General features: G+C 47.3%; 19 protein-coding genes. 9 read left to right on the top strand and 10 right to left on the bottom strand.

Features of this window, described 5'->3' with window-relative positions; all coding sequences use genetic code 11:
* The first annotated feature begins 146 nt into the window (after positions 1–146).
* Positions 147–632 (top strand): hypothetical protein, encoded by a 486-nt coding sequence (locus tag C5O19_RS02880; RefSeq protein ID WP_104709827.1) that lies wholly within the window; start codon positions 147–149, stop codon positions 630–632.
* Here C5O19_RS02880 and C5O19_RS02875 read toward each other — a convergent pair.
* Entirely contained in the window at positions 626–1,942 is a 1,317-nt protein-coding gene (locus C5O19_RS02875; RefSeq protein ID WP_104709826.1) for a DUF4876 domain-containing protein, read from the bottom strand. The genes C5O19_RS02880 and C5O19_RS02875 overlap by 7 nt on opposite strands.
* 207 nt (positions 1,943–2,149) lie before the next feature.
* On the opposite strand from C5O19_RS02875, the gene C5O19_RS02870 reads away from it, so the two are divergent.
* Together C5O19_RS02870 and C5O19_RS02865 are read left to right on the top strand one after the other, a co-directional pair.
* The gene (locus tag C5O19_RS02870) at positions 2,150–2,581 is read left to right on the top strand and encodes an FKBP-type peptidyl-prolyl cis-trans isomerase (protein WP_104713834.1); all 432 of its coding nucleotides are present in this window, start codon (positions 2,150–2,152) and stop codon (positions 2,579–2,581) included.
* Between the two features lie 108 nt (positions 2,582–2,689).
* Positions 2,690–3,088, top strand: coding sequence for a response regulator (locus C5O19_RS02865; protein WP_104709825.1), 399 nt, complete (start codon positions 2,690–2,692; stop codon positions 3,086–3,088).
* Here C5O19_RS02865 and C5O19_RS02860 read toward each other — a convergent pair.
* From C5O19_RS02860 to C5O19_RS02840, 5 genes are all read right to left on the bottom strand, one after another.
* Positions 3,030–3,440, bottom strand: a complete 411-nt coding sequence (locus C5O19_RS02860) for a DUF4260 domain-containing protein (protein WP_104709824.1) — start codon at positions 3,438–3,440, stop codon at positions 3,030–3,032. The genes C5O19_RS02865 and C5O19_RS02860 overlap by 59 nt on opposite strands.
* Positions 3,441–3,488: 48 nt before the next feature.
* Complete coding sequence (locus tag C5O19_RS02855) at positions 3,489–4,196, bottom strand: ABC transporter ATP-binding protein (RefSeq protein WP_104709823.1); 708 nt, start codon at positions 4,194–4,196, stop codon at positions 3,489–3,491.
* Positions 4,197–4,211: 15 nt separating this feature from the next.
* A complete protein-coding gene (locus C5O19_RS02850) occupies positions 4,212–5,309 on the bottom strand; it encodes a glycosyltransferase family 4 protein (RefSeq protein ID WP_104709822.1) in 1,098 nt (365 codons plus the stop codon).
* A 72-nt stretch (positions 5,310–5,381) separates the two neighbouring features.
* A complete protein-coding gene (locus C5O19_RS02845; RefSeq protein WP_104709821.1) occupies positions 5,382–6,254 on the bottom strand; it encodes an alpha-1,2-fucosyltransferase in 873 nt (290 codons plus the stop codon).
* Between the two features lie 281 nt (positions 6,255–6,535).
* Positions 6,536–8,977, bottom strand: coding sequence for a tetratricopeptide repeat protein (locus tag C5O19_RS02840; protein ID WP_133163292.1), 2,442 nt, complete (start codon positions 8,975–8,977; stop codon positions 6,536–6,538).
* A gap of 219 nt (positions 8,978–9,196) precedes the next feature.
* Here C5O19_RS02840 and C5O19_RS02835 point away from each other — a divergent pair, with 219 nt between their 5' ends.
* From C5O19_RS02835 to C5O19_RS02825, 3 genes are read left to right on the top strand one after another with little or no spacing between them, the layout of a single operon-like run.
* Entirely contained in the window at positions 9,197–9,691 is a 495-nt protein-coding gene (locus C5O19_RS02835; protein WP_133163291.1) for a hypothetical protein, read from the top strand.
* 44 nt (positions 9,692–9,735) lie between these two features.
* Positions 9,736–10,287: a DUF1599 domain-containing protein gene (locus C5O19_RS02830; protein ID WP_102201194.1), complete on the top strand. Its 552-nt coding sequence runs from the start codon at positions 9,736–9,738 to the stop codon at positions 10,285–10,287.
* A gap of 29 nt (positions 10,288–10,316) precedes the next feature.
* Positions 10,317–11,042 carry a phosphatase PAP2 family protein gene (locus C5O19_RS02825; protein WP_104709818.1) on the top strand — a complete coding sequence of 242 codons (726 nt, stop codon included), beginning with the start codon at positions 10,317–10,319 and terminating at the stop codon, positions 11,040–11,042.
* A gap of 37 nt (positions 11,043–11,079) precedes the next feature.
* Here the strand turns inward: C5O19_RS02825 and tamL are convergent, their stop codons facing one another.
* Positions 11,080–13,407, bottom strand: a complete 2,328-nt coding sequence (tamL, locus tag C5O19_RS02820; protein WP_449441377.1) for a translocation and assembly module lipoprotein TamL — start codon at positions 13,405–13,407, stop codon at positions 11,080–11,082.
* A gap of 31 nt (positions 13,408–13,438) precedes the next feature.
* Entirely contained in the window at positions 13,439–18,535 is a 5,097-nt protein-coding gene (locus C5O19_RS02815) for a translocation/assembly module TamB domain-containing protein (RefSeq protein WP_243406311.1), read from the bottom strand.
* Between the two features lie 285 nt (positions 18,536–18,820).
* On the opposite strand from C5O19_RS02815, the gene C5O19_RS02810 reads away from it, so the two are divergent.
* Together C5O19_RS02810 and C5O19_RS02805 are read left to right on the top strand one after the other, a co-directional pair.
* Entirely contained in the window at positions 18,821–19,918 is a 1,098-nt protein-coding gene (locus tag C5O19_RS02810) for a BT_3928 family protein (protein WP_104709816.1), read from the top strand.
* A 247-nt stretch (positions 19,919–20,165) separates the two neighbouring features.
* A complete protein-coding gene (locus tag C5O19_RS02805; protein WP_104709815.1) occupies positions 20,166–20,684 on the top strand; it encodes a shikimate kinase in 519 nt (172 codons plus the stop codon).
* A 67-nt stretch (positions 20,685–20,751) separates the two neighbouring features.
* On the opposite strand, the gene C5O19_RS02800 is transcribed toward C5O19_RS02805, so the two are convergent.
* Together C5O19_RS02800 and C5O19_RS02795 are read right to left on the bottom strand one after the other, a co-directional pair.
* Positions 20,752–22,404: an OmpP1/FadL family transporter gene (locus tag C5O19_RS02800; protein WP_133163290.1), complete on the bottom strand. Its 1,653-nt coding sequence runs from the start codon at positions 22,402–22,404 to the stop codon at positions 20,752–20,754.
* Between the two features lie 156 nt (positions 22,405–22,560).
* On the bottom strand, positions 22,561–23,646 hold the full coding sequence (locus C5O19_RS02795; RefSeq protein ID WP_165795923.1) for a hypothetical protein: 1,086 nt from the start codon (positions 23,644–23,646) through the stop codon (positions 22,561–22,563).
* 236 nt (positions 23,647–23,882) lie between these two features.
* On the opposite strand from C5O19_RS02795, the gene proS reads away from it, so the two are divergent.
* On the top strand, positions 23,883–25,355 hold the full coding sequence (gene proS, locus C5O19_RS02790) for a proline--tRNA ligase (protein ID WP_104709812.1): 1,473 nt from the start codon (positions 23,883–23,885) through the stop codon (positions 25,353–25,355).
* Positions 25,356–25,421 lie beyond the last annotated feature (66 nt).

Raw genomic sequence — 25,421 nt, 5'->3', positions numbered from 1 at the left:
AATATCATTTCAGAAAAATTCTTGCTCCTCGACCCTGAGTGTCAGCTACTCAGGCGGAGTAAAAATACAAATTCTTAACACGTTTGGAACCGATTAATTCCAAACGGTCTTAATTTTATATAAACGAAATCAACCCCGAAAAAGGTATGGCGACGGCGAATCTCACTTTGATTGAAGCTCTGCGAAGAACGGTACGGAATCTAAACAGCGGCAAACCCTACATGTGGGGCCACATGGGAGCCTGCAACTGCGGTAATCTGGCTCAGGAACTAACGCAACTTACGAAAGCCGATATTCACGCGTATGCATTGCAGGGCCGTGGTGACTGGCGTGAACAAATAGAAGAATATTGTCCGACGAGCGGTTTGCCCATGGATTTACTCATTGCGGATCTCTTACAACACGGGCTTACAACTACCGATTTACAACATTTGGAACGACTTTCGGATCCGAAAGTCAAGAACCAAATTCCGCTGGAACGTCGGAATCAAATGCGGCACAATGTTCGGGAAGATGTTATACTCTATCTTCAAACCTGGGCGAATGTATTGGAAGAAGAGTTATTGGCGGCCATGCCCCTACCCGACTTTGAGCGTACACCGGAAGGTTCGCTCGCGGTATCACTTTATTGAAAGCCCCGGGGCTGAGCCAGCTCAAAGTAGCCAAAGTCACTCGTAGAGTTTTGCGAGTTCATAAGCACCCGACGCAAGCCAATGGATTTGTTGGTTCGGCGAATGAGTGATTGGGAAGAATACGCTCCTTTCGGCACGTATTGACTGCTAGCATCGATCGATGCCGGTAACTTTTTGGGATAAATGAGCGTACTACTAGGTTGCAAATCCAGCCCATCGAGTATGTACTGATTCGGAATCTGTACCTGAAGTGGCGTACTACTAGTTACGATACGTACATTCGGCGTAGGTACTTTGGGCCATTGCATAACGTTCGCCTTGGTTCGAAACAGTACAATTGCCTCGGTCCCACCTGGATTCATTTCCCAGGCCAGATTGGCACAATAGACAACTCGCAAGTTCGGTACGGCTACATTATCTATGTCGGTCGTTTTCCGGCCTAGTACTACTTCAAAGTCAGCGGTACTTAAATCAACCGTCAATTCCGGTTTTTTCGTTACCAGTTTCTTGCCGTCCGTCGTAGTGTACCCCACTTTATGATTCTGGGCATTTTGAGCGATAACGATACTTTCGCCTGGTCGCACGCGGTACTGACTGCCCGTACCCGGAATCATCACTACGGTATGAGCGTAGCTGTATTCAGTATTCGTTGTGGCTTTCGAAGGATCAGGAATGTTTAGGGATTTACTCCAGTCGTACTGGCCCGTGGCTGCTACGAGGTACTCGGTAGGTATAGTTTTCGACTCAACTCCACTTAGAAATCCAATGTACAGACTGTCAGCGTAGAGGTCGGCATTGGAATTATTGTATACTTCTACAAACTGATCACGGATACCGACGCCGTTAAGCGTATCCGAACCCGCGTAATACACCTGTTTAATCAGCCAGCCGCCCAGAGGCTTCACTCGCAACGTTATGGTAGCCTGTTGAGGCCCCGCCAGACTAAAGCTTTGATTAACTAGTGAATCCATCAGAATCACATCTTCATCCACGGAAATTCCCGTATGAGCCCGGTATTCATCCATCTGAATCAGACGGCGGGCTTTTACCTGGTAGGTGCCTCCTACCATCTCCTCAAAACGTACGATTCCTTCGGCATTGGCAATCGCCCGCCACGGACCATTACCGCTACGGTCTTCCAGTACGACTTCCGTACCGATGGGTGAAAGTCCCGCATTTTTGAGAGCCGGTTCAAGCTCTATCTTGATTTGTATGGTGGTTACATCCAGAGCTGGATCCAATTCCAGGCGGCAGGAAAGCAATCCAAGCCAAAGCACAAGCAAGCTACACCAGCAGTAAATACCTTTCATAACGGGTTGTATAGAGCACTCCTACAGGCTTCAAAAGTACACAGAAAAGGCCGGAATGAAAATTTAGGCTACCTTTGCTCCGGTTTTCCACACGACTAGGAGTGGTCTATCTTTTTTAGGATTGTTATAGCTCCTATACGTAGCCTGAAATGCCTACTACAGGGTCCATTTCAGGTTTTATTATTTTCATCGTTAAAAAACTTGTCTATCATGCAAGCTAAATCGGGCGACAATGTTCGCGTTCATTACACAGGAAAGTTAACCAGTGGAGTCGTTTTTGATTCATCTGCTGGACGGGAACCACTGGAATTCACGCTGGGTAGCGGAATGGTTATCGCCGGTTTTGATTCAGGTATTACAGGTATGCAAGTGGGCGAAAAGAAAACCGTCCACATTCCAGTAGCCGAAGCTTACGGTCCCTCTGATGAAAATCTGGTTTTCGAATTTAATCGCAGTGATCTGCCTAAGGATATTCCTTTTGAAGTAGGTATGCAACTCAACATGCACGCCGATGGCGAAGGTCAGGTTGTACCCGTAACGGTAACGAGTGTATCAGAAGATAAAATTTCTGTAGACGCCAACCACCCCCTGGCTGGTCAGGATCTGGTGTTTGAAATTGAACTCGTTAGCGTTAACTAATGATATAGAAAATCCGCGAGTCTCGCTAGGTCGTACTCGCGGATTTTTACTTCGAACTTTCTCTCTTTTATTATAGTTTAGGGCATAAAATCCAATACCCCAAGCTAGATGAGACAGCGTGTATACCTGGTTGATGATGACGAAGATGACCGTTTTTTTGCCGAACAGGGTCTGAGTGAGAATGCCGATTGTGAAATCAACTTTTTTACGAATGGCGAAGAGCTTATCCGTCATTTACAACACTTGTCTGGAACACAGTTTCCCAATCTTATCTTCCTGGATTTAAACATGCCCCGAATGAATGGTTTTGAAACCCTTGAGGTACTCAAAACGAACCCGCAGTGGGGCACTATCCCCGTCATTGTCCTGACGACTTCTAATAGTATTCATGAAAAAGAAAAAGTACTGGCTTTAGGAGCGATGGATTTTCTTACTAAACCCAGTGATTTTACTCGTCTGACCGAAATTCTTGCTTCGTTGAGCCCCTGTTGGCGTGATGAGGCTTAGCCCCGCCGGGCAGCCAGCCCAGATGCGTATGCTTGAAATCATCCGTATACTTTAGTCCGTAGCCCAACATCCGATCCATACAGGAGTGAGCAAAGAGTATTAAACCCGCCAGCTCCACATTCGGCTGTTGGCCATACCAGCCTAGCGTCAGTATCGCCAGAGCCAATCCTTTGTGGTGGCCTAAGTTGTATGTGAAAGCTCCTATTTTGGTCGAAACCGCGTACCCCAGCATCGAAAGATCTGGTATCAGCAGCACCGTCGGAAACACCCACCAGGCAAAGTCCATCTGGCTAAAGACCAGAATGGAAATCAGAAATTGAATAACTTCTTCGGAACGTAACCAGTTTTTCATCATTCAGTCGTTTACGGGATTCAAAAGTGCATATTAAACATCCCCTATCTATGACAACGTGGGTTTACGTACCTCTGGATTAATCAAGTCGCTCTCAATAACGCCATCGCGAAGCCGGATGATGCGGTGCGAATACTGAGCGATGTCCTCTTCGTGGGTTACCATAACAATGGTATTGCCTTTGGAATACAACTGATCAAACAGATCCATGATTTCGTAGCTGGTCTTCGTATCCAGGTTTCCGGTAGGCTCATCGGCGAGTAGAATCGAAGGGTCATTGACCAGTGCCCGAGCCACCGCTACGCGTTGTCGCTGGCCCCCCGAAAGTTCGTTGGGACGGTGATGAGCCCGGTTTTCCAGCCCTACGCCCTTCAGCGTCAACATAGCTTTTTCAATGCGATCCGCTTTGGAGTATCCCGCATAAATCAAGGGCAAAGCCACGTTCTCAAGGGCCGTTTGGCGAGGTAATAGGTTAAACGTCTGAAAGACAAAGCCGATTTCTTTATTACGGATTTCGGCCAATTCATTTTCACCCATGCGACTTACGTCGTGACCATTTAGAATATACGAACCCGAAGTCGGTGTATCCAGACAGCCCACAATGTTCATCAGCGTACTCTTGCCCGAACCCGACGGCCCCATAAACGCCACGTATTCGCCTTTTTGAATGGCAATCGTAATTTCTTTGAGGGCCTCTACTACTTCGGTGCCCATTACGTAGCGTTTGCGGATCTGTTTGGTTTCGATGATATTCATGGGAGATATTCGGGCTCACGCCAGCGATCGGTACACGGCCAGCGTCTGATCAATGCAATCCCGCAGTTGAAAACGTTTCAGTCGTTCCGTTCCCCGGGCTACAAGCTGTTTTTTCAGTTCGGTATCCATCAGTGTCGTTTCCAAGGCATGAATCAGATCATCACGATCGGTCGCTTTAAAGTATACGGCAGCGTCAGCGGCTACTTCACGAAAACATTCGGTATCGCTAAGTAACAAGGGGCAACCAGCTTTAAATGCTTCCAGAATCGGTAATCCGAAGCCTTCGTAAAGCGATGGATACACAAATAACTGCGAATTCTGGTACAAAAAATTCAATTCTTGATCAGTGGCATTTATGTGTCGTACGCGGTTACTTAAGCCTAATCGTTGGATCAGCTCGCGTTCGGCTACTTGAATTGGGCCGCCACCCGTAAGAATCAAATGCAGATCCGGCATACGCGAGGCTATCGCCTTGAAGGCATTGAAAAACAGATAGAAATTTTTGTAGCCACTCCGATCTCCCACAAACAGTACGTACGATTCCGGCAGGTTCGGCAGGGCTTGTACCTGGAGTGGTTTTTCCACTTCCATGCCGTGGTAAATCACCTGTACTTTAGCCGGATCAACGGGAAACAAGTCCAGTAAGTCTTTTTTCGTAGTCTCAGAAATCGCAATAATGGCATCGGCCCGCTCGATATTCAATCGCTTCTGTTGCGTCAGTGGATCCCGTGCCCAGAAATATTCCGGCATCCGCTCGTAGGTCATGTCGTGAATGGTAACGACCAACGGCTTCTTCAAATAAGGTAAAAAATACGGATCATAGTAGGTAGGATGAAAAACGTCAAACGCGTTTTTCTTTAGTAATTGCTTGCAGTAGTATTGGTTTAGCTGATAATCGTAATTGGGATTCTTACTTAGTAAGCGATCATACAGCGGACCTTTCAACCGTAACGGTTCCTCGTGCAGGTAATGATTCTTCGTGTGCAGAACACCGAGTTGATACTGCATATCAGCCGTATGCCGGATACCCTCCAGAATGGTAGCAAAGTACCGACTGATGCCTCCGTATTTTTGCGTAGTAAATTTCTGATGATCAATAAATATGGTAGACATACGAATTCCTGAAGCGATTAATTTGGATAAGTAACAGTTGCCGATGCATTCGTTGAGTGGAGCATTAGCTATTTATACTTTTATCCAAGTGGATGGTACCAGGTCTTTCGTATCCCAGGTGGGTTGGTTTTTATACCAGCGGGCTGGAGCAATGACCTGTTTAGCCGGATTTGGATTCAACCAGGCTCCCCACCAACTGAACGAACTATTGGCAATGATGTGATGCTGGCAGCGACTCATCAGTACCAGGTCGGCCACGTCGGCATTCGGACCAGTATTTCGTACAAAAACAGCCGTTTCGGGTAAATCAAGATTCTCGCGTACCCAATCAGGTTCATCACTGAAGACGTAAAATTGGGGATTGGCTACTTGCTGATGCAATTGAGCCAAGGCCCGCTGGTAATACTCCAGTCCTAGAAATCCAAAGGTTTGGCTGAACTCTGGGTGGTGTACGTAATCACCCCGGCGGACGTGCACAGAAATCGGAACCGCCGCGGCTTTGATCTGCTCTTCGTATCCTTCAAATTCCGGACTCGGTACCGTCTTGAGCGTTAAATCCTGACGAATGATCGCTGCACTTTCCGCAAAATAGCGTTCGGATTGCCAGAAACCATCGAGCGTAATGCAAGCCGCCCGAGTCTGTAGTATCGTAGGATCAAAATGGAAATGAGGCTCTTTCAAAAAACGAAACAGCGGGGGCAAGCTCCGATTCGGTAATAGCTTCGTTGCTTTTGAGACGTACAGCAAGGGAGAATCCTGCAGTAAGTGGAGCGGAACCGTAAAATGATTGAGTTTAAACTTACGGGGTGTATCCGTAGCGTATTCCTGGATGAAATAGCTCAAATCCAGGTACAGGCGGGCTCGGTTTTTTAAAGCCAGGTGCCGGGCTACAGCGTACTGAAACAGCTGATTCCCTAATCCACTGGTAATCCTACTTATGATCATTTACATCGGTTTTTACGTGGCGGAGTAATACCGGATTTCCTAGTCAAGGGAATAAACAACGGTTAATTTTCTGTAAAATACGTGTACCAAGCTTAGTTATAAAACAAACGGTACTGAAAGGGCAAAATAATGTTCGACACTGACTCTTTGGATACGAATACTTCGGCGGAATTGGGGTCCGAAATTAAAAAATAAGCCCCGCTTATCATACGGGGCTATCTACCTGCAACCTATACTTTATTTCTGCATAAAGGAGCTGTACGCTGAAACGCATCACTTGCTTACTGAAAGTCATTTCGCCGTTTCTCTATCAAAGCCAGCTTTTGTTGATACATAGGTAAGAACTGTCCGTAAGCCGCAGGATTGTTTTCCTGAAGAACACGTAGCTTATCGGCCGCATAGTTGGTCAGTCCCATATCCAAGCACTGGATGATGTAAAGCTCTAAAATCTCGGGCGAATCCTCCCGGTAACGCAGAGCATTGAACAATGCATTGTACGCCTGCTGGGGCTGATTTCGTCGGTTTGCTTCAGCCGTAAACCGCTGCAATACTTTCACATTGATCGGATTACGTACTAGTTCTTGTGAACCATCACCCGTCCAGCTTTTGGGGGCTTCCTGCTCTAGCGAAATTTCCCGGTTCAAGAACGCCGCCAGTGGTTTTCGCCAACGATCGCCGCTGGCTGCCGTATCGGCCATGGCCCGGGCGGAAAGTAAGTCAAGCCCCTGCAATTTATTGCCGTGGTAATACGCAAGCAGGGCATTTAAATACTGCAAATCGTCCGCATACGAGGCGTTGTTTTCTTTCTGAATGAAGGTCTGTAGAGCAGCTTCCGTTACGAAGGGTGTTTTCCCGGCTTTAAGCTGAGCCAGCGACGCATTGGAAAGTAGAGCGAATTCGGCCAGGGTTAATACCGAATCACGGCTTATGGAAAGTGACGGCTCCGTCGTTTTTCCCGTAATCAAGGCTAGAGCCGACTGGTTAACCTGCACCGGCACATACGCCGAAGCCCGTTGTTCCGCCAACGTTTCAGCGGCTTTCCAGTCCCCTTTTCGCAAGTACAGAGCCATCAGGTTCGTGGTGGGTACGCCGGACTGATTGGTTAAATCAATCGCTTTTTCGTAGTAGTAACGAGCCGAATCCAGGCCATTGGCCTTGGCGTGCAGATACGCGAGATTCGACAAGAGTTCGCCGTTGTTGGGGAAACGTTGCTGGGCTTCACGAGCCGTAAAAAAGGCGTCAAAGGCCAGCTCTTCGTTCATCAAACTCCGCGTCAGACCAGCGTAAGCGTAGGGCGAGGGCTGCTTAGCCAAAGCCTGCCGGAAAAACCGAGCCGCTGACGCAAAATCACCCTGTATCCAAGCCAGTGAAGCCAGCCCGTAATTGGATTTATGATTCTGGAATTCGAAGGTTACCCCCTGCTGGTAAAAAGTTTCGGCCAGACGATAATCCTGCCGGGCCGTTGCCAAATCGCCCTGGGTGTTGTAATAACCCGCTACGGCTTGCTGAATGGGGAAAAAACTGTTGTTGTATAACAGAAGGATGGTCAGAATAACGGATAATCCACGGACGTGAAAACGGTTGAAATACGCCGGTTTGAACAACACCCGGTAAACCGCTTTACCATCCCGCATGAGCGTTCCAAAATTGAAAAACACGTAAAAGAAGAACAAACCACCGCCCGTCAGGTGCGTATAGCTGATCGCGTCCTCCAGGGCTTCAATGGCCGGATCATTGGCGGTACTGTTTACGTACGCGAGTACGGAGAAGCTGACGGCGGCCAGTCCCAGGTACAGCAGCGATCCCTGCGGAGCATAGGGCCAGGAAGCGGCCTCCTGATCATCGCGTTTCTTTTGTCCCCAGATCCCCAGAATCGCTGAAATCCCAAAGACTACGAATGGATTCACGTACAACAGATTCCAGTCGATCATTTTTGTGTTGTGCAGCTGGGTCAGGAGCAGGTTCCCCAGGTAAAAAAGAGTAAGAAAAGCAAAGTTAGGCAGGCTATTGCGACCCGACTGACTCGTAGCTAACCAGACCAGCCCAATCATAATTTCGAAGGACACCCAGAACGAAAACGCCACCACCAGTACTATCCCGGCAGGATAGCTAAAGGCCAGTAGATCAGCCGGTATCGCTTTTCCTACCGTGCAGAACAGAGTCAGTATAAGGGCAACCAGCACGGCAAAGGCTACTACGCGTACGCTTAGACTGGCGTAGGTACGAAAGGCCTGAAAATAGAAACTTAGTCCTATTAAAGGTGCTACGACTAGAATGGTAACCAAACGGTCCGTCCGGCCCCAAACGGCATCCAGTTGCAGTGTACTGAGGAGTATAATTAAAACCGTAGTAGCTCCGAAATACCACAGACGTGGCAAAGCCGTACTGGCGGCCAAGGCCAGTACACAGCCCAGCAGGGCTAAAGCTAGGCAAATCCAGTCATTTACGGGATGCAGTACCGACATGGGCGAGGCCACAAACTGTTCGGTCAGGGCGTAGGCCGTTGCCGGAATTTGAAAGGACGAGCCTCCGGCCTGAAACTGATCGAGAACAAAGGGCATCTCGCCGAGTTCGCTCAATACGTCCCAGTGAATAACCGAATCAACGCCCTGAAAGGCAAAGAAAGTCCATCCGAGCAATCCGGCGATGAATACAAAAAGACTTACATAAAATAGCCTCTGGTACGACCGGGGCCAGGCACGCCAAAAAGTAGTTGCTTGCATAGCAAGGTAAAGTTCCGGAACTTCCGGTGGGTAATTATGAATAAATGAGATGAAATTAAAACGATACAAAGAACGTTTCTATTGACTATAGGCCCTCCGGATCGCGAACTTTGTTTTTCAATTTCCTCCTCCATTTGTATGTTTTCATCCCAATCAGTACTAAAGCTTTTCAGTTCCAGTGGATTCCTTCTTGTACTGCTCTGTTTCTTTTTCAATTTCATGACCATCAGTTGCAACGATGAACCCGTGGCTATTATTTCGGGCTGGACACTGGTGAAAGGAGGAAAGCCAGATCCCGTTATTCCCAAGTGGACGGAAGGCCTGAGCAGTGCCGACATTGAAGAATTTGGTCAGAACGGAAACGCTGCTCTGACGCAGTCCCGCCGTGTTCCGATGCAACCCGCCGCGGCCGCGGTCATCCTCTGTTGTGCTTTAGGATTAGGCGTTTCCTGGGCTCCCAAACGCATGGCTCCGCTGGGTAGCCTGCTTTTGTCAGGACTTAGTCTGGTTGCTTTAGGAATTCTCCACTACCACCTCTCCGATTTTGATACCATTCTTGATACCGCCTCAGCCGATCTGAATCCTCTCAATAAGGAAGACTTGCAATTCATCCGTCTTTTTGCCATCCATTGGGACTGGGCTTACTGGCTGGCGGTTACTTTATTGGCATTGATCTTCGGAAACAACCTGTATCATTTGTTGCGAAAACGCTAAGTGCCCCGCACCTTTGTTGTTTATTCTTTTATTTGTGTATGCTCATGACTCAGACGGAAGTAGAATATCGGCACGTTGTCGCTACGTGTAAAGACCTTTTTTTGAAGAAAAACCGCGATTACGGTACGGCTTGGCGTATTCTACGGCTGCCGAGTCTGACGGATCAGATTTACATCAAAGCTCAACGAATCCGGCAATTGCAGGAAACGGGCGTTTCGCGGGTAGGCGAAGGCATTACGCCTGAGTTTATCGGAATCATCAACTACTGCCTCATGGCTCTCATTCAGCTTCGTCTGGCGGATGACCCTCGCATGGAAATTCCAACGGACGAACTCTCGGCCCTGTACGATCAGGAAGTAAACGAAACCATTCATCTGTTACTCGATAAAAATCACGATTACGGTGAAGCCTGGCGGATGATGCGGGTCGCTTCCATGACCGACATTATTCTAATGAAATTGCTGCGTACCAAACAAATTGAAGACTTAGGTGGACAAACACTCGTCTCTGAAGGCGTGGATGCCAACTACCGGGATATGATTAATTATTCGGTTTTCTGCCTCATTCTGATGTCCCAGGCTCAAGCCGAGCAGTAAACGGATTTCCCTTAACCAACCCCCGCTGTATGCTGCGTTTGCTACTTTTGCTTTGCCTGTACCTAGGTTTACACACGGGCGTATATGCTCAAATTGACTCTACCGCTCGCAAAAAACCCGTCTGGAAATCGTTTATAGCACCGGTGACGCTGATGACGGCCGGACTGGTAACGCAGGGAGCGATCAGTCGGGAGGTGCGACGAGAGGTACGCTCAGCATTCCCCAACTTTCATACGCCCGCTGACGATTACCTGCAATACGTTCCTACGTTGGTTCCTTTGGGTTTGGGGGCTTTAGGTGTAAAGGGGAAACATGCTCTGAAGGATCAGTTGATTCTGATGGTACTATCCCAGGGGGTTGCTCAGAGTGTTACGCAGGGCATGAAACATCTGGTACGTTATCCTCGTCCGAATGGAGAAGATAACCTTTCCTTTCCCTCCGGTCATACCACGTTTGCCTTTACGGGGGCGGCCGTTCTAGCGAAAGAGTATGGCGAACGAAGCATTTGGTACAGTATCGGCGGTTACGGCGTAGCTACGGGCGTAGCCTCTTTACGCGTGATCAATAACGAACACTGGCTAGCGGATGTCCTTTTCAGTGCGGGACTTAGTATCGCAGCAACGGAAGGCGTCTACCACATTTATCCCTGGATTCAACGGAAGATATTACGAAAACTATTTCGGCAGAAAAACATGGCCCTGATGCCCTACTATTCCGGATCAGCATACGGCGTAGCGATGGTAATGCCTCTATAAAAAAACGTCCCGAATTGCTTCGGGACGTCTTAAAAACTTAGAAGGGATAACCGACGGCAATATTTAAAATCAGGTTGTCTTTCCGCCAGTCACGATCCCGAAAATTGATTTTATCAAGTACCCAGCGTTCATTTTCGGCCAAGGCAGGATTTCGCAGCGGCGTAGCCAAATCAAAACGCAGTACGAAATAGGTTACGTCCAGGCGTAAGCCGATTCCAGCCCCAATAGCCACTTCTTTGAGGAAGTCTTTAGAGAAAACAGCCGTTTCTCCGTACAACGTGGGATCTTTATACGTCCAGACATTCCCGGCATCAACAAATAAAGCTCCTTGCAAAAACTTGTTGAATTTGGTCCGTAACTCAGTATTGGCTTCTAGTTTAATATCTCCCCCCCCATCTTGCAGCAGAATAGTCCGGCCAGCAGGTCGAAGATACCGACCCGGGCCAATACCCCGTGGACGAAAAGCCCGAATACTCGTACTCCCCCCCACAAAATATTGTTTCACAAAAGGCAGGCTTGAGGAGTTGCCATAGGGAATCCCCGCTCCAGCGAATACGCGGGATGCCCAGGTTGTAGAAGAGGTGAGCCGCAAGTAGTGACGGGTATCCATATCTGCCCGAACGTATTGAGAGAAAGCTACATCAAATACTTTCTTTTGACCATCTCCATTACCGTCTTTAAAAAGCAATCCTGCTAAGTTACCCGCCGGTTCAAAATTGAAAATTAACTGCTGTGAATAGCGGGCCTGACTCTGGGGCGAAGAGTTGAAGTGCAAGGTATACAAGCTACTAGGAATAAGTTGCTGATTTTGTACAATGGCAATGTACTGTGCTGCAAGCGTAGGGTCAGTGATGGCTTCGTAATATAAATCCCCCAGACTATTCGTAGGAACGTATACGTAAGTCAGACTTAAGGGAATAAGCGTATGTTCTACTTTGCTACTGCCCCGGAAGGCGTAACCAAAGGATCCAGTGAATGAATTCAAACGGTAAAACTGTCGACGCACAATTGCCTGATAACCTAACGTAAGGTTGGTTTTAGGTAGCACCTGTCGGCGGTCATAGTCAATGGCAATAGGGCTAACCAGTCGAGGAAACGTAAGGGTAGCATTCAGCCCGTAACTGAAGTTAGACACCCCTTGGCCCCCAGCCCCCAGCTGAGCCTCTATCCCACCCGTAGCATTGATGGTCAATAATTCAGCCCGTTTGAAAAAGTTGCGGTTTCGCCAACTCAGCGTCAATTGGGAACCAGCTAAACTGTTGGACTTAGAAGTACCTGCGATTTCAGCTCGCAGCGATTTTTTAGGATAAGGCGTCAGATAGTAGTGAACATCCAGTACTGTCGAATCCCCCTGGGTATCAGGAGCAAAACGGTTACGCACAAACTTAAAGGTTCCTAAGTTAATAAGTCGCGATAATGTGATGTCCTGAACACGGCTATTATACCGTCGTCCTGGCTTAAATCCAATAACATTATGGAATAGCCGTTCATCGTAGGTCCTAGAAGAATCTACTACCTGAAAGCCCGCAGTGGTACGAAAAGCCTCTCGCCGATTGGTATCCTGTACCGCATTATTAAGTGTATAATTAGGATAAATATAGACATTTCGAATATAATATTGTCGGGCCGCCGCCTCAGGCATTTCTGGCTTCAAGGCCAGATAAAGTTTAGCTTTGTAATTATTGGTATTTGTATCCCCTAAAATTGCTACATACTCAGGACTGAAATAGTAGTACCCTTTTCGCTTCATTTCTTGCGAAATTCGCTCACGTTCCAGCTTTAAATTATCCAGACGATATGGTACCGGAGGTTTTAACAAAGTTTTCTCTTGGGATAGTTTAAAATCTTTGCCTACCCAAGCAGTATCCGTAATGAAACGTACCGAGTCAAGCGTATAGCGGCGATGAACTCGTACCTGATAGATCCCTTTCGCTTTATAACCCTTTTCTTCCAGCTTTCCTGCTACTTCAGAGTGAAAATATCCTTCATTTTGCAGAAAAGCTTTCCAAATATTGGCGTTTGTAACGACGGATCGAGAATTGGCAAATACAGGCTCTTGTCCCAATTTACGTCGTAAGGTTGCTCTAAAGCTAGAGTCTTTTTTAGGCTCTCCAATGACGTAGTATAACCATACGCGATACGGAAATCCAAAAATCTGGCTATTGGGTTTGGGCCGGGCTAGACTAGACAATTCTCCTTGTAAGGCTTTGCGGTCACTTTTACTAACGCCTTCGAAAGGTAACATCTCGATCTCCGTACCGCTATATAATCGTTCTTTTTCTGGTATATACTTTTTCACATTACAACTCACAATTAGAGTGGTAATGGCTAATGCAAGGAGACCTTTATAAACCGAATACTTCAATGGATGAAAGGGTTAAAGTGGTTCGAATCTGTTATTCTATTTTTTTCTTGCCGAATATTTGCCGGAATGTGTTGTAATCCAGGTTGATGACAAAACCGATACCAGTTTCAATCACGTAGCCTTCAATGACATTTTCCAATTCGTTGACCCGATACGCTCGAACCATGTACCGGCCATCACGGGTAATGTTATAATTGATGGACAGGTTATCGAAGACCTGAGCGTTGTTTCTCTGAATCCCCGTATTGTCTTCCAGTACAAAGTTTTTACCTACACTCACCGACAAACGACCATTAAAGAAACTTTTCGATAAACCTACGTTTAAATCGGTTTTAGTAGCCGTTGAACCAGCTCCAGCATTTTCATTATTATTAGCGTAATCGCTAGAAGAGTTGAGTCCAATGTTGAGGTCGACCCCTTTGATTACATTAGAAGCTAGTCGATCGAGCTGCTGCGATAGGATTTTACTAACGCTACTACGAGCCAAGCTTTCTGCATTGAAACCTCCCCCGCTGCCCGAGAAAAAGTCAAATGAGTTCTGTGGTAAGAAGTTACCTAATACCAGCAAAGCAAAAACTTGCTTGTTAATCTCCGATTCGTCCTGACGGAATTGGGTTAGTTTGCCTTCTACTGCTTCCCGAATCTGAGCATCGATACCCAATGCATTTTCGACCAAATCAATATCGAAGCTTAATTCCGGGGCTGCCAAATTACCTTGCATCTTCAGGGCAACGTCAAATGGCAATTTATTAGCGTAGGCATTACGACTTTGTAGTTTAGATGACGTACTGGATTCTTGTCCTTCTTCTTTGTCTCTACTGGTCTCATTTTCTATTAGTTCGGATGCCCGTGCGTTTACTCGGTACAAAGCCGTAATGTCGAGATCCGCTTTTAAAGGATCGCCTGCGAAAACAATACTACTTCCTTTCTGAATGTTGAAATTCCTTTTGAGTACTTGATAGGTTAGTGAATACGCTCCTTCAGTTACGTCATAGCGGCCAAAGATGCCCAGCGTACCCGATTCATCCATGGTTACGTTCAAACGAGCATTCCCTTTCACGCGTAGGTTATCCCCGCTTTGTTCGTCTACCACTACACTAAATTCAGAAGCCTCGGTTACTTCCAGGTTCAGCGAAATGTTGGAATTAGCTAATTGATCGAAGCGAACTCGCGTATCTAACGTATCCCGTTTGGGGCGTACTAGATAGCGTGCTAAAGCCGTCGTATCATTGGGCTGGATGAAGGTGATGATTCCTTCGGAGTCTTCAGCCGAGGGGCCGGAATCCGGAACGATCATCGTTACATCACTGCCATCATCAATTTTCAAATTACCTACGACGGAAGGTTTGCTACCCGTACCGCGAATGCGAAGGTCAGCCGTCAGCGTGGCGTTTCCATACACCAAATCGTTATCGCGGCGGGAGGCATTTAGCACACTAAACTGATTGGCCGTTACCTGTAAACTGTACTTCACGTCGGGCAGATTGGCAATGTTTACCGTTCCATCCGTAGTCAGCATACGACCCAGACTGTCTTTTAAATCAAATTTGTTGAGGCGAATAGTTTCGTCGTCGAACACAATCGTCTCATCGTCAATCTGATAGGAAGCATTTACGAAGGCCAAATTGAATCCAACGTCCTGGAAGCTAATCTGTCCGTTCAGGCGAGGTTTAGCAACGGCTCCTTTCACGGTCATTTCCCCCTGTAATTGTCCTTTGGCCTGCCGTAGTTGTCCAAAACTAAAGGCTTCAATCGTTCGGGTATCCAGTCGCCGCAGCTCTACTTTTAGATCGAGAGCTTTATCGGTCGAGGACGGATTGTAAAAACCGCCTACGTGCAAGTCGTTGGTCGCTCCCTTCAGGTTGGCCTCGACCCCAATCCGATTGTCATCCTGATTGGCAAAACGGGCCTCTAAGGTTCCCAAAGCCTTTTGCATCACGTCCAGACTGTCGATTTTTAAGTCGCCAGTAAAGCTGAGTTTCTTGTCCGTACCCAGGTAGTCTTTCACTACCACATCGCCATTCAGGGTACCTCCTACCAGTGTACTATCCTGATTAGCCAGCGTTGCCAGATCGGACAGAATCAGGTTTTTAAGCTGTACGTGCAAAGGAGCATTCGGACGCGGTTCGGTACTGTTGATCGCCAGCGACTGGTTATTGGTTTCCAGCACGAAGTTCTCAGCCAATACCCCTTCTTTACTATAACGGATATAGCCCGTTGTATCGGAGGTCCAGTACCGGTAGTTGGTCAATAACGCCTGCCGATCCAGGTGCAATTCATACGCATTTTGCTGAATGGCTACCCGGCCCGCAATTCCGAAACGATCGGCATTCACCGAATCCTTATTGATGACTTTAAAGCGTACCTGATTATCGGCTGCCGAAGCGGAAAGACTCGTAGGATACAAGTGCATGGACTGCGTACGTACTTCGCCGACCTGTCCATCCAGCACCAGTTGCCGCCCATTCCCACTCAGTTTTAAATTCGCTCCCGAGACCACCGTGGTATCGTATTCAATGGTACCAGCGGTTACGGAAACGTTAAGCGTTGAATCCGTCCGCTTACTATCGAGAGTAGCCTCAATTTTCACGGGCTCCAGCCGAGACAGTCCCGGTACAAACGCCAGTAATAGCGGATGTTGGCGTACCCGCATTCGCAACGTAAAGTCCGTCGCTGATTTGGGAGCCTTAATGGTCGTATCAGGCAGAGTTACGTATTTATTCACTTCCGTCATGGCAGCAGCAGCCAGGTCGGCATACTGGAAGTTTCCGCCCAAGTCCAGATCGACAAAGGGCGTACGGGCCATGATGGTTTTGCTGGTACCCTCGGCATTGGCCGTTAGATACAGTGAATCAACGGGATAATTCTGGCCTTTGAATTGCAGGTTAAGGTTTTCTGTTCGAAGTGTACCAATCAGTTTTTCGGGATTTGTCGAGGCAAAATCCATCTGCACATTACCCTGTACCTGGAAAGGCTCCGCGTAGAGTTTCAAAGCATATAAGTCCAGTTGCTGAACCGCCAGGGTACCCTTCACACTCGGGTACTCTTCCTTCATATTGGCGTTGACGTTTAGGTTTAACCGGGCATTGGGATCGTTGATACCACCCTGTACATCCAGCAAACCCTGATTCAGACTACCTTTCGCGGCGAATTGTCGATAAGTGTACCCATTATACGTAGCTTCTGGAACGTTCAGATCGAACGTAGTGGCCATCGTTTTAGGATCAATTCCACGTCCATTCACTGTAGCGGTAGCCGTTATCGCCCCGTACTGTTTGGGTTGCCCCAGCCACTTGCCCAGATCGAGGCGATCCAGCGTAGCTTTCCCGGCGTATACCTGATTTTTACCCGTTACGAAATTTTTCAATGCTCCGTCGAAGGTTACGTTTCCGTAGGAAGTATTGAGGGCAATATCCAGGTCAATATTGTTTAGACGGCCCTTCGCCTGACCCGTTAGTTTCAGCTGAGAAGGAATACTGATAGAATCGGGCAGTGATCCTTTGGGAGCCAGTTTTTTCACGTCCGCCGAACTGGTCGTTGCGTTTTCCAGCACAATATCCAGTCCCATTTTAGCGGGATCCGTCGGGTATGAAACCCGTCCGCGGGCTTTGATACGGGTAGCTGAGAGTACAGAAAACTCTACCCGCGGCAGGTTCAGATTCGCCAGCGTACCCTTCGCCTGAATGGTCGCATTGACTACTGCCCGCTCGTTTCCTTTCAGGGGCGGCGTGTTCGCCAGCGTAGGCATAATGGTCAGTACATCGGCAAACGAAACTTTGTTTTCCACCATGTTCACATCCACCAGTACCCGTTTGGCTTCGGCCGCCCGCGTCAGTTGTCCAAGGGAATCGAACTTAATGACGAGTCGGTCTTTGAGTAAGGTACCCGGTGTTTGTAGAATGAAGTTGGTTAGTCCAATTTGTTGCGGACTGTAAAATACATCCGCCGCAAAGCGTTGCAGATTCAATCCGCTCTTTTCTTTGAAACTACCCCCTCGCAACTGAGCTTTGATCAGGTTGGGCTGATATACCAGATTTTCACCGGCCAGCGTAAAGCCCTGAATGTCCATATGCCCATAATCCAGTCCCCGGGCCTGTCGTGGAGCATTTTCGTTATCAAATTTGATGTGGTTGTTCGCAAAACGAACCCGCCCCAGCGAAGCTTTCCAGCCAGCGTTGGGGTCTTGTGGTTTTTCTTTATTGTTGGGAGCGGGCGGAGCTTCCGGCTTGGGTGCCGATTTTCCCAAGGTGGCCGTGATTTCAGAATTCATCAATTCCAGCGAACGAATCAGAGCCTGCTGCCCTTCCAGATACAGTTGATCGCCCGCTAGATTCAACTGGCCTACTTTGCCTTTCGTGCGGAACTGAGCCGTTTCGACATTTACGTCCCAGTTGGTGCGACTGAGTTGCCAGTCGCCCATGCGTAAATCCAGCGTATCGCCAGGTACCGTAGCTGCGTCGTTTACTTTATTGGGAATGTCGATGCCTGGGTACAGGCGGGCGTACGCCGTTAGGCCACTGGATTTGATTTCCGCTACGTGATACCGGGATTCAGCCGGATTTATTTCATCGAATTTTCCGCGTAAGGTATCCACCACCAGCCGTACATCGGCTCCGGCAATATCATCTACGTAATGAATGCGTACGTCATTGAGTCCTACTTCCGAAAGGCTCAGTTGAAGTGGAGCTGAAGTAGTGTCCGCTGGGTCGGCGGGTTTGCCCGAAGCAAACGAGTTAATTAGAAAATTAAAGTTGAAAGCTGTATCGGGTAAGGTACGGGTTACATTTAACCGGATCTTGTCCAGTTCAATCGTATTCAAAGCGATACGGCCCTGAATCAGTCCCAGCATATCCAAGTCCACCCGCATCCGTTTACCGCTAAGTAAGGTATCGCCTTTGGGCGTCTGGAAGTATACATCTTCAAGCTGGATCCAATCGGGAATCTGGTAACTGATTCGACCAATAGCAAAAGGCGTTTTCAGTTTGGTAGCCAAGTATCGATTGACTTGCCGCGTTACGAATGTTTGTCCCCAATCCGTTAGGCCCAATACCAATAAAAAGGCTATGATCGTGATCAATAACCCGCCAATGGATAGCAGTGTAATTTTTAGTACTTTCTTTATCTTCATAGATACCTGTTACATCAACCGCGGCTTGTAGCTGTCTATTACTCTAAAGGGATACTCCATTCCCGAAATGCTTACCAATTTGGGGAATACTGTCAAAGGTTTTTTCAAAAAAACCTCAATGTGGGGATTATTTTCTACTATTGCTCACCAGCTAAGTATTCTTACTTAATTTCCCGAAACATCCTTAAAAACCCTTTATACTCTTCGATTAGCCTTTTACCTTTGTCTATACGGACAAGTTCCGCCGTTTTATCCAGTTACCCCCTCTTTTGTCTGTATTCGCCTATGAAATTACTTGCTCACCTGAGCCGAATTGTGGTTGGGATCATTTTCATCTTTTCAGGTTTAATTAAGCTCAATGATCCCGTTGGTACCCAGATCAAGCTAGAGGAATACTTTGAAGTCTTTGCTCAAGATTTTTCATTTATGGCGGGTTTCTGGGAAGCTCTGGTACCCTTTGCTCTGTTCTTCTCCATCGTGCTTTGCTCACTGGAAATTCTCGCGGGGGTTGCCTTGTTGGTTCAGTGGAAGCTTCGGCGTACGGCTTGGTTTCTGGGACTGCTGTGTACCTTCTTCGCTTTCCTGACCTTTTATTCCGCCTACTTTAATAAAGTAACCGACTGCGGCTGTTTCGGGGAAATGATCAAACTGCAACCCTGGACTTCCTTCTGGAAAGATATTGTTCTGCTGCTCCTACTCCTGGTGGTATTGTGGCAACGTGCGGTATTTCGTGATACCCATACAACGGGGATTATGCTGATTGCCGTTGTATTCTGCATCGGACTGGGTTGGTATGCCGTTCGCTACCTGCCTCCCTACGATGGACTGGCGTATGCCGTAGGTGAAAATATTCCCAATAACATGAAGAATCGCGAACCCTTCCGTTTTAAGTACCGCATGGAAAAAGAAGGAAAGGAAAGTGAGTTTGACGAGTATCCCAGTGATACAACCTACCTGTTTAAGGAAATGGTTGGGCCACTGAATCCGGATGCAGGTCCCCGCATTACTGATTACCGTTTATGGAATGGCGATACGGACTACACCCAGGCTTCTTTTCAGGGGAATCATTTGTTTCTGATCATTCAGGATGTCAATAAAGCTCATCTTAGTACATTGGACGAAATTAAAACGTTACTGAAAAGTCTGGAAGGCACGAGCATTCAGCCCGCCATTCTGACTTCTTCGACCGAGGAAGACTTTAATCGATTCCGCCACGAATATCAATTAGCCGTTCCCTATTATTTCGCCGATTTTAAAGTTCTTAAAACCATTGTTCGAAGCAACCCCGGCTTGTGGCTGCTCTCGAAGGGTACCGTGCGGGGGAAGTGGAGCTATGCGAGCGTTCCTTCTAAAGAAGCCATTCTTGAAAAAGTAACTCCCTAAAGTTGCTGTTTATGTCGAAGCGGCGGGCAGCTGCTCCCGGGCAGGTTATCAGTAGCTACTGAGTTCCACATTCACACGGCTTTCGCTACGGGTAATGGATCGTTACTATTCATTAATCATCTCTCCAGGAGCTAGTGAGTAAACGGATAAGGAGCCTAAAGGACCTTTCAACTATCGGGCTTTCCTGACCCCCCCGTTACTAAATCCGATTATTTTTTAAACCCTCCTCCCTCCCTAAAAAACGTATATGAAGAACATTTTTCTACTCGGCATGCCTTCGTCCGGGAAAAGCACACTGGGGCGAACGCTAGCTCGAGAAATTGGTTACGAATTTGTGGACATGGACAAGCGAATTGAAATCCGCGAATTGCTCACCATTGCCGAAATTTTTAATCTGAAGGGAGAAGCTTATTTCCGTACTGTAGAAAGTGAACTCTTACGTAGCTTACCCCAGGATACCGGATTGGTCGTTTCGACGGGTGGTGGTGTACCTTGTTTCCACGATAATATGGCTTATATCAGAGAACATGGCGTTAGTATCTTTCTGGACGTACCTCCGAAAATTCTGGCTGACCGTATTTTACATACCCGTAAGAACGATCGACCCCTACTGAGCACCGAAAAACCGAATGAATTACTGGACACGCTGGAAAAGAAAATTGCCAATCGAAGAAGCTATTATGAACAGGCCGATGTAACCATTGCTGGCGAAACGGATGTACAAAACTTGCTTGAAATTCTTCGTCACCTGCGAGTCATTTCTTAATTCTGAGGATATGCAATAAAAAAGGACGCTGTCTCAAACAGCGTCCTTTTTTGATTCAGCCCCCCACTCAGAAGTAGGTGCCAAGCGTTAAAATCGCATTGGTCGTCTGGTTCTTAATTTTAGCCGACGCGTAATCGTTTGTATTCGCTAAAATGTAAGGAGAATAAGCAGTCGTCTGCTGCCCGTGGGTAACAGCCGCATCAATGTAAAAACGGTCGGTTTTGTACCCTACGCCCGCGGAAAAAATATAGCGACTACGATCTAAGGAATTGAACTGAGCAATCTGCTTGTAAGGATCCTGGTAATAACTTACCCCCGCCCGCAGACTAACTTTATCAATCCGATATTCACCCCCAACTTTCAGGTTCACTACGTTACGATACGTACTTCTGATTAAAGAATTAGCATAGCCATCTCTTAAGTCCTGAGAAGCATTCTGATCATCCGAAGACAATTTCATGCCCGTATAATTAACGTATTCCGCATCCGCTGAAATGAAACCATTTTTACCGAAGAATAAGCCAACACCCCCGGTTAGCTTGGTAGGCGTACGCAATCGATAACTGGATTCAAAAGGTAATACTGATAAATCTGGAACGCCCGTAATATAGTTGACGCCACTACTGGTGTTTATACCATATCCATTTCTACGCAAAACATCCGGTAAATCGGAGCTGTATTCGGGAAAGGTACCCTGACTTAATTCAAAAGGACGAGCCAGACGGGTTTGTAGACTTTGTCCTGCCGATTCCGTAATGTTGAACCAGGTTGGGCTAGTCACCGAAACCCCAATTCGTAGCAGGTCGTTGGGCCGATAAATTAACCCACCAGACAAATTAAAGCCTCTGCCATTGGTTGATAAATCATTTGTGTACGAGAAACCACTGACGCCCCCTGCATTGTCAAAATCCTCATTCATGGTTTTCGTATTCGTATAATTCATCCGGGCTAACGAAAAGCCCACACCAACATACAGTTTGTTCATGTAATTGGCTCCATAAGCAAAATTCCAACCACTGGTGTATCCTGTACTGGTCGATACAAAATTCTGGTTAGCCGTCTTTCCGGCCTCTATGCCGCTGTAGGGATAACCAATTTGACTACCGGGCTGCGGATCAATTACTAAGCCGTAGTAGTACATGGAGGTGGGAAAATCAAATACGGTCCCATTATTGTATAGGTCGTTTTTAAAGTCCCCTACAACAACCCCTTGCTGCGATCCGGTTGCTTCCTGATTTGCGTATTCCGCAAAGAAGTCAGACATGGAGCTAAATTCGTTGCGATCTCCAAAACGGACGGTATTCTTAAAGATATTCTGTCTGGAATAGCTAATACCAAACGAGCCACCCTGCCAGCCACCTGAGCGAACTGGGTTTCGGTTTTTACTTGAGAATACGACGCCGAGGTTGCCTATAGCCAGCTGATTAGCACTAGCATTTTGTGTATTATTGATGTATTGAGACGCGTTCTTACTCGTGCTAAACATGGGTGAAATGCTGAGTTCCGATCGCGTGTAAAACCCTAATCCAGCTGGGTTTCCACTTATGTTCGATACATCCGCCCCAATTGCTGAGTGATTACCGCCTAAAGCCTGCATGCGGGCAGAGCCTTGTGGATTCGTTTGGGAAAACATTCGGGACAATGACTCGTAATTATTGTCCTGAGCATAGGCAGCTCCTGAAAGTAACACCAGAGCTGCTAAATAAGTAAGACGTTTCATGGTCAGCAGTAAGAGACTCGATCAAAGTACGTGTAAGGCTCAGCCAAAAAGCAATGCCAGTAATTAAAACGGCTAATTCCGCTCTTAAATAACGAAAACCCCGTCAAATCATGCCGATTGACGGGGTTTTTTAAGCGTTAAAGTTTGTTAAGCCAACTAGCGTGGTCCACGTGAACGAGCTCCACCGCCACCGCCTACGCTACCTCCGCCCGAAGACGCAGGAGCTGAGTAACTACGGCTCATGTTCGAATTATTAAAGGAATTGTTGTTATTCCAGTTGTTCGAACGCGTATTATTCTCATTGTTCCAGCCACGGGAATACGTATTGTTCTGACGATTTACCGTTCCGTTACCGCTACGATAGGAGTTACTAGTACCAGAATTGTAATCTGAGTAGCTAGCCGTTTCGCGACGAGGACGTGAGTAGTAACTGTTGTTCCCCGACGCAGAATTGTTGTAAGCACTGGTACGACCGCCCCGTGAATCCGCTGAGCTTCCTACGATAGAACTCCGATTAAAATTATTATTGTAGGCAGACTGCGAACGGCCATAGTTCGTGTTTCGTGGACGAGCGTAGGATGAACCTGCATTGTCACCCGTACCAGGTTTCACGACAACTCCACCACCTCCGTAATAGCCGCCACCGTAGTAACCACCATAGTAGGGATAGCCACCCAATCCACCAAAGTACGAAGGATAATATCCCCAGGAATTATAGTAATATGGATTGTAAGCCATACCACCATAGAAGGGATCGTTCCAGCCCCACATGCCACCGTAGCCAAAGTTACTCCAAGGACGATAGAAGCTACTGCCAATACCTAAACCAATGGAAAGACCGGGGCCAAATCCACCTAAACCACCGTACATGGGATAACCCCAGTTGTTCCAGCTATTCCAGGAATTCCATCCGTAAGGGTTCCAGTTACCGTAACCTGAGTTATAGGCGTAATTATTATACGCATTACCATTCACTAGGTTGTCATACGTTGACCCCAGGTAACGCCGATTGTTATATTTGTCAGCCAGCGATTGGTTATAATATTCGTTCTCCGCGAGGTTTTCCCCTTTGGTCTGCTCTTCAATTACGTCGTTCTGCTTGTTACTGTAGGCGATTGCCCGGACATCCGAAGAAGAAGAATAGAGGTCATCATACACGTAGGAACGTTGCGTAGCTTTGGGGCTACACCCCCAAACACCTGCCAATACAGCGACAGCCAGGTATTTAGAAACATTCCTCATTTTCATAATCGTAGACGTTTTCAAGTTGAATTTGCCCTTGTTAGTGACAGTATTCAGTGTGACTGTTACAAACTTAAGGCTAAAATGTATCTTTGCAATCCTCTAAAAAGACTTTAACTTTTATTAACGACAATTTTAACATTTGACGCTACGTGTTAAAGAATTGAGGAAATTAGTAATTGAAAATCAATCAACTATCTCTTCTTATTTAACACGGAGCACTTAAAAAAAATTCCATGAGCAAAGGCATTACCTCCCGCACTGACGACTACTCCGAGTGGTACCTTGATCTGGTGAAACGAGCCGATCTGGCCGAAAACTCAGCAGTACGGGGCTGTATGGTCATTAAGCCCTATGGGTACTCCATTTGGGAAAAAATGCAACGGGCTCTCGACGATAAGTTCAAGGAAACCGGGCACGTCAACGCGTACTTTCCGTTGTTCATTCCCAAATCGTACCTGTCAAAAGAAGCGAGCCACGTTGAGGGCTTCGCTAAAGAGTGTGCGGTTGTTACCCACTACCGCCTCAAAAATGCCCCGGATGGTTCGGGTGTAATCGTTGATCCTGAGGCAAAACTGGAAGAAGAACTCATCGTTCGACCTACGTCCGAAACGGTCATTTGGAGCACGTATAAAAACTGGGTACAGTCCTACCGCGACCTGCCTTTGCTCATCAACCAATGGGCGAACGTGGTTCGCTGGGAGATGCGTACGCGGCTTTTCCTCCGTACGGCGGAATTCCTCTGGCAGGAAGGCCACACGGCTCACGCTACCTCGGAAGAAGCAATAGCCGAAGCAGAACAAATGCTGGAAGTATACGCCAAGTTCGCCGAAGAATGGCTCGCTCTGCCCGTTATCCGCGGGGTGAAAACGCCTAACGAACGTTTTGCCGGAGCCGTAGAAACGTATTGTATCGAAGCCATGATGCAGGATGGAAAAGCTTTACAAGCGGGTACTTCCCACTTTCTGGGGCAGAACTTCGCGAAAGCTTTCGACGTACAATTCCTGGGTAAAGACAATAAACTCGATTACGTGTGGGGAACGAGCTGGGGTGTATCTACGCGTCTGATGGGAGCTTTGATTATGGCTCACTCCGATGATCAGGGTCTGGTACTGCCTCCCAAACTGGCTCCGATTCAAGTCGTGATTGTTCCCATTTTCCGGAATGACGAACAATTGAACGCCATCTACGATCGGTTAGAACCCATCATTAAAGATCTGAAGTCCAGAGGAATTTCGGTAAAATTCGATGATTCGACTAACGAAAAACCCGGCTGGAAATTCGCCGAATACGAACTGCGTGGCGTACCCGTCCGGATGGCCATTGGAGCCCGTGATCTGGAAAACGGTACGACGGAACTAGCCCGTCGGGATACGAAAGAAAAACAGATCGTACCGATTGAAGGTGTAGCGGATACAATTCAGGCTTTGCTGGAACAAATTCAAACCAATATCTATCAAAAAGCTCTGAAATTCCAGGAAGAAAACACGTTCAAAGTCGATACCTGGGCAGAGTTTCAGGAGAAAATTGAAACGGGTGGTTTCCTTCTGGCTCACTGGGATGAAACCTCCGAAACGGAAGAGCAGATCAAGGAGGCTACCAAAGCCACCATTCGTTGCATTCCCCTGGATGCTCCCGAAGAAGAAGGTACCTGCGTATTCTCCGGTAAACCTTCCAAACGCCGCGTGATTTTTGCTCGGGCGTACTAATTAATTTGATTATTCCCAGGAGAAGTAGTACGCTTCTCCTGGGTTTCTTGCCTGTTTTTTTTACAA

The sequence above is a fragment of the Siphonobacter curvatus genome, from assembly GCF_002943425.1.
In the GTDB taxonomy this organism is placed as follows: Bacteria; Bacteroidota; Bacteroidia; order Cytophagales; family Spirosomataceae; genus Siphonobacter; species Siphonobacter curvatus.
Note: the sequence above shows the minus strand (reverse complement) of the source record. Positions and strands in the feature narration are given on the sequence as shown.